Genomic DNA, 5,739 nt, shown 5'->3' with positions numbered 1-5,739 from the left:
ACACCACACGGAGCAGGCCCGGACTGCGGTCGGTCCGGGCCTGCTCCGTGTGGTGTGCCGGCGGAAGGTACTGGAGAGACTGCCCGTGTGACGGTGGTGGCCCCGGGCCAGATGCGTCTGGGGCCGCCGCCGTCATGCAGACGCTCAGCGGTGAACCGTGTCGCGCCGAAGGCGCACACCCGCACGGCCGGGATTACGAACGGGTTCTTGTTTTTTATCTACCAGGATCTACCGGGTCTGCCGATGGCCTTGAGGGTCTCGGGGCGTTTGACGGTTTTGCCGACGTTGTAGCGGGTGGCAGGCTGCCGGTTCTTCGAGCCGAGGGGGCGTCCAGGACCGGTTCCGGTCGGTTGAGGAACACGGGCCGGGCAGAGCAGGTGAGCGCGGATGTTCCTGAACCCCCGGCGGACTCGGGCCGGGGTGAGGTGTTCGGGCTTGCTCGGCTTCTCCCAGGGCCGGCGGAGGTCGGTGGCCAGCGGGCGGGCGAGGCGGAGCTGGGTGTGGGCGACGACCAGGAGCCATGTCCATCGGTCCGCCGCCTCAGGAGTACGGACTTTCGGAGTGGTCCAGCCCAGCGTCTGCTTTCCGAACCGGAAAGTGTGCTCCAGATCGAATCTCCTGAGGAACACCTGCCACCAGAGGTCGACGTCCGCCGGGGCGGCGCCGGTCTTCGAGCACCACAGCCAAACCGGCGGGGCTCCCCGGTCTTTCGAGAGATGCTCGACTTCGAGGCGGACCAGGGTGCCCTCGACGAGGGGGAGTTCACCATCGTGCTCCAGCCAGGCTGAGCGGTGGGTCAGTCTCGAGTGAACTCGGTCCCATGCCTGGGCTTCGGCCTTGCCGTAGTTCACGGTGTCGGTGGCTGTGACGATGGCAGCCTCGGGCCATGTCTCCGGCTTGGCGAAGCGGAACTCGGGCCCGTGTTTGGGCGGGCGTCCGCCCTTGAGGTCGTAGACGCGGGGTGGCTTCGGCAGGCGCATCACTCGGTCGGAGCGGATCCGTCCGACCAGCTCGACGGGAAGATCCCGCAGTAGCCAGGCCAGGCGGGTGACGTCATAGCCGGCGTCCATGACGATCGTAATGTCCGGATCTGCGGACTGCCATTGGCCGGCCGCGGTGAGCCGCTCGACCACGGCCCTCACCTGGTCGGCGGTGACCGCGGTCGCGTCTTCCGCGGGTCCGAGCCGGACCGCGTCCAAGAGGCCGGTCCACGATGTGGCCCCGGGCTCCAGGACGGCGACGAAAGAGTACGGCCAGCCCGGGATGAACTGGGAGGCGGACTTTGCCCGCCCGTAGACATGGCAGAACAGCCTGTCCGCCGAGCACGGCGCGTCCGACCGCAGCCATGGCGACACGTCGACCGCCAGCACCAGGCGCCGCCCCGCGAACCGGGGCAGCGGTAGCCCGGCCAGCAGGGTCCGCAGTCGCTCGACGTCGATTCCACCACGGTTGAGGGCTCCGTATAACGCTCCGTGCCCGCGGCGGTGTTCGGGCACCAGCGTCAGGTCCACCGGCGAGACCACCGGACCGTCCACGCACAGCAGCGCATCGGTGAGCTCGAACAGCTCATCCCGTCGGCCGGACAAGCACGCGTAGAACTCACCACGGAAGCCTGACGCTTCCGCAAACGCCTCTCTCCGCACGACATCAGCCAGCAGACTCACTCTCACGGCCTTCGTCTCGGTCATGTGCACCCTGGTCGGAGCACATGGTCAGACGACGGCCGCCTCCATGTCCGGCGAACCCTCAGGTGAGCGCCCCAGTTCGAGACACCGTTCGAGACCGGACATAAAGATCAAGCTCAGTGCCCGTGAACAAACTGATCGTTAGGGGTGCTTGGTGGTGGAGCGGGCCAGCCTTCGCGACATCAACATGATCATGGACCACTTGGCCATGGCTTCGTGGTGTTCGGGTAAGCGTTCGTAGTCGCGGACGCAGCGGCGCAAAGCCCCTATCGGGACACGCGCACCGGGTCGGCGGCAGCAGGCGCCGCTAGTAGTCGAACTTCTCGAACCGCAGGTATTCTCCTGCCGTCCATTCCAGGACCGACCTCCTCAGGCCGGAACCTGTACACACATAGAACCGCCGCCGACCCGCTGTGGTCTTGGTCAGAACGTCGTTCTTCTGGATGCGTCGGGTGCGTACCACTGTGCCGAGCCGGCGGATCCTGTCGATTTCTGCGTTTTGTTTCCCGTCGACCGATCGGGTCACGAACAGCTCCGTTACCGCTCCCAGACCGTCGACTTTTTCCAGGACGTCGACTGCTAGCGGCAGGTCATCCGCTTTCAGGCTCCAGAGGATTCTCATCCTCCGGCCGGAATCCAGCACGGGCTGCGCCTGCGCCATGAGAGGTGTGATTCCTACTCCAGCAGCCACCACGATGATGTCGTCATCGGTGCGCGACCCGTTGGCTACCTCGGCGTATCTCACCTCTTCTTCGCCACCGAAGCCCAAAATGGTGGCGGAAAGCGGTGCACCGGGATTCCATTTGGCCAGGAGTGACGTGACTGGCCCGTTCCTCCGGACAGTGACGTCGAATTCGACCTCGCTCAGCGGCCCACGGTGTTCCGTTCCTGCGGTGCATTCTTCAAGGGCTTCAAGTGCTTCACGGGTGGCAAGCGCTGGGCTCGAAATGGTGAAGGTCCTGATGTAATCGTCGTTGAGTGACCGGGGGTCGTGGTCGCGCATGTGTGACCATCCGCGATCGAGCGTGGCGGAGAAGTCAAGGGTGACGTGTTGCCCTGCGCGCCATGGTTCGAGCTGCTGGAACTCTGCGTTCGACTGTGGGGTGGACAGATCGGGGGCGAGTCGGAAGGTGTATCGCGAGATCGTCGGCGTCAGATGGTGTGCGCGGATCAATGTCGCCGTCGCTTTCCCCACCGGTCGGCCGTCCGCGTCGACGTTGTCGGTTGAACCAGACTCCGCTCCGCTGATTTCGTGAGCCAACCTGCGTACCGGCGGGTTGTAGGGCGACTGGTCCAGCAGTTGCCCACGGAACGGCAGCCCGTCCTTCACGAATCGAGCTGCCTCCACCCGCACGCGGACAGCGAGCTTGCTGTGCGGGATCATGGATGTGGCGTCCGCGCGGGCCAAGATCTCTGCCCGTCCTGTCAGGTAGAGGACGTCGCCGGTTTCGAAGTCGGGAAAGGTAATTCCCACGACAGGGTCGGACTTGATGTTTCCCAATGTCTGGAAGAGGCGATTCCCTGAATACTCGGGATACACCAGGACGACACCGTCTGTGTCGGAGTTCGTGTGTACTCGCACGAACCCGGGAGCCCCGCCTCGGTTGTTGGTGTCCATGCTCTCAGCGCCGTGCCTGCTTGAGATGAAAAACAGGTCGGATTTGGCGATGAGTTGCACCGCCTCGGGCGGCAGTGGGAGCCGGTCGCTGACCAGGTGAGGAGATGCCTCATGAGGCTGGACTGTTTTCCTGTTGAGGTATTTCGGGCAGTTCCCCAGCGTCTCGTCCACGGCGAGGGCGACCTGCACTTCCACAGGCCCCCTGCCCCTCCAGGCCACCGTATTTTTCTCCGACGGCCTGGCTAGAACAGCTCCGCCGAGCACCCTCCCGGCAATCTTGACCCGTGTCCTGGTTTCCAGGTCGATCACCAGGCCGGCGGCCAGCCTTCCCCCGTCCTCGTGCCTGACGAGGATCCCGTCGCGGTCGTGCCCTTCCTCGTCCCTGTCCTGCTCCTCGCTGTTTGCTCGGTGCATGTGGCCGTCATCGTCGGAGAAAAGCGCCTCCAGTGTCGGGTCATATCCGAGCGTGCCCGCACTTTGTCCCCCGGGCTGGTGTGCGACGTGAGCCAGCGAAGTCACCTTCAACACGCCTCTGGCCAAGGGAAGCGTGGTACCAGGTTGCCCGCCGAGCACTGTTGTCCATACGCGGCCGTTCCGGTCGACCGCCCCCAGTGCGATGAGAGGGCTCTGCGTCATCCAGGGCACGTACTCCACGGGCAGCCCGGGAGCTGTGGGATTGGATTCGTACGGCACCTCGAGAAGCCGGTGTATGGCTTCCTCACCCTCGTGCCACTGGGGCCGCGAGTGCGAAAGATTCGTCGTCATAGGCTCTTCTCCTCCCACGGTGGTGCTGCGAGAACCGCACGGTTATTCAGCGTCGAGAGCAGCTGTGCGGGGTTCCGGCCTGCCCGGGATCGCCGAAAGCACGGCCGCGCCAGCGCACAGAAGGGCGGTCCAGGCCAGTGTCGCGGCGGTGGCCATACCCACTCCAGGGATCGAACCGACCAGTACCATCTGAGGCTAGCACGACGATCGAACCGATTGGTACCATCACCTCATGCCTGTTGCCAAAGGTTCGACCATCGATCCCGAGCGAACCCGCGCCACGATCGTGCACGCGGCCACCCAGGTGCTGTACGAGCGAGGGCTGGACGGCATCGGGGTGGCGGAGCTCTGCGCACGTCTTGGCGTGTCCAAGGAGACGCTCTACCGGCACTTCGGCACCAAGGACGGGCTGGTGCACGCGGTGCTCGACACGCGAAGCGACCGGGTCATCCACTGGCTGACGGATACGGTCTCATCGAGCGGAGACCGTCCTGCCGACCAGCTCACGGCCCTGTTCCGGGCTCTTCAGGGATGGTACGACGGTCCTGAATTCCGCGGCTGCGCGTTGATCAACGCTGCCACGCAGCACCACACGGACGCCGTCCGCGCCATCGCCGCGCGCCACGTCGAGCGTTACCTCGAGCTGCTCATCGGCATCGCCGAGGGAGCCGGCGCCGACGATCCGTACCGCCTCGCGCTGCAACTGCTCATTCTTGCGGAGGGTGCCACCGTCGTGGCCGACCATCACAGCTCCGCGCGGGCGGGTGAGCTGGCTTGCCAGGCCGCCCTGGCTCTCCTCGCCGCGGCGGAGCGATCCTGACCGGTTCCGCAGGTCGAACCCGGGCGAGGAAGTCGCTGCGCCCCCTGTAAGGGGGCGCAGCTGGGTGCATTCGAGGGTCTTCAGCCTTCGGGTGCCGTCATGCGGCCGGAGGCGGACTCAGCGGGCGTTGCGGAAGATGACGCCGAGGGTGTTGCGGTGTCCAGAAGCGACGGCGTTGGTGCCCTGCCGCATGGGGTGGCGACGGAAACCGTTCTTGCCGCGGACCGGGCGGTGGTGGACGGGGAAGATCATCCCCTGACCGAGCTCAGGTTTGACGACGATGGCGCGGGATTGAAGGCAGGGCCGCTGCTCGACGAAGACCTTCTCGCCGCCCGTGAGGTCCTCCCCGGGCTGGTTGAGCATGATGGCGATCTGCAGCGGGAAGACGCTGTCGCCGTAGATGACTCGGTGCAGGCAGGGGTAATCGCCTTCGCCGTACTGCAGGATCAACGGGGTGGGCCGCTTCTGTCCGTTGTCCGCGCACTCGGCGATCAGCTCGCTTAGCGTTGCGGGGAAGGACCGTTCGTTTAGTTGCGGCGCCCACTGGTTGGCCATCCACGGCATCGGCAGATACAACTGCTCCCTCAGATATTGCACCAGGGCTACGGCGGTCGGCTCGGCGTAGTACTCGTAGGTACCGCGACCGAACTGATAGCGCTGCATCACCACGGTCGAGCGGAACAGCCCAGGGTCGTCGAACGTGTCGATAATCTCCGCTGGCTATGAAGGTGAGTTGGGGCTCTGGTCCACTATGTGGGCTCTGTCGCTGATTTGGGGGTGCGACTGGTGGATCACGGCGAGAGGAGGATGCGGCGTCGTAGGAGATCGAAGTTGGCCCGGCCGTACATCTG

General features: G+C 65.3%; 4 protein-coding genes. 1 reads left to right on the top strand and 3 read right to left on the bottom strand.

Translation table 11 applies throughout. From position 1 onward, the window contains the following. Positions 1–218: 218 nt before the first annotated feature. Both ACFVXC_RS42420 and ACFVXC_RS42415 read right to left on the bottom strand, forming a co-directional pair. A complete protein-coding gene (locus ACFVXC_RS42420) occupies positions 219–1,688 on the bottom strand; it encodes an NF041680 family putative transposase (RefSeq protein ID WP_389917192.1) in 1,470 nt (489 codons plus the stop codon). A 304-nt stretch (positions 1,689–1,992) separates the two neighbouring features. Then, the gene (locus tag ACFVXC_RS42415; protein WP_389917190.1) at positions 1,993–4,068 is read right to left on the bottom strand and encodes a pyridoxamine 5'-phosphate oxidase family protein; all 2,076 of its coding nucleotides are present in this window, start codon (positions 4,066–4,068) and stop codon (positions 1,993–1,995) included. 232 nt (positions 4,069–4,300) lie between these two features. Between ACFVXC_RS42415 and ACFVXC_RS42410 the strand changes: the two genes are divergently transcribed. After that, positions 4,301–4,888: a TetR/AcrR family transcriptional regulator gene (locus tag ACFVXC_RS42410; RefSeq protein WP_389917188.1), complete on the top strand. Its 588-nt coding sequence runs from the start codon at positions 4,301–4,303 to the stop codon at positions 4,886–4,888. Positions 4,889–5,005: 117 nt separating this feature from the next. Here the strand turns inward: ACFVXC_RS42410 and ACFVXC_RS42405 are convergent, their stop codons facing one another. Then, a complete protein-coding gene (locus ACFVXC_RS42405) occupies positions 5,006–5,551 on the bottom strand; it encodes a 2OG-Fe(II) oxygenase (RefSeq protein ID WP_389917194.1) in 546 nt (181 codons plus the stop codon). Positions 5,552–5,739: the final 188 nt, after the last annotated feature.

This window comes from Streptomyces sp. NPDC058257 (assembly GCF_042881845.1).
Classification (GTDB): Bacteria; Actinomycetota; Actinomycetes; order Streptomycetales; family Streptomycetaceae; genus Streptomyces.
This window is presented reverse-complemented; position numbering and strand designations above follow the sequence as displayed.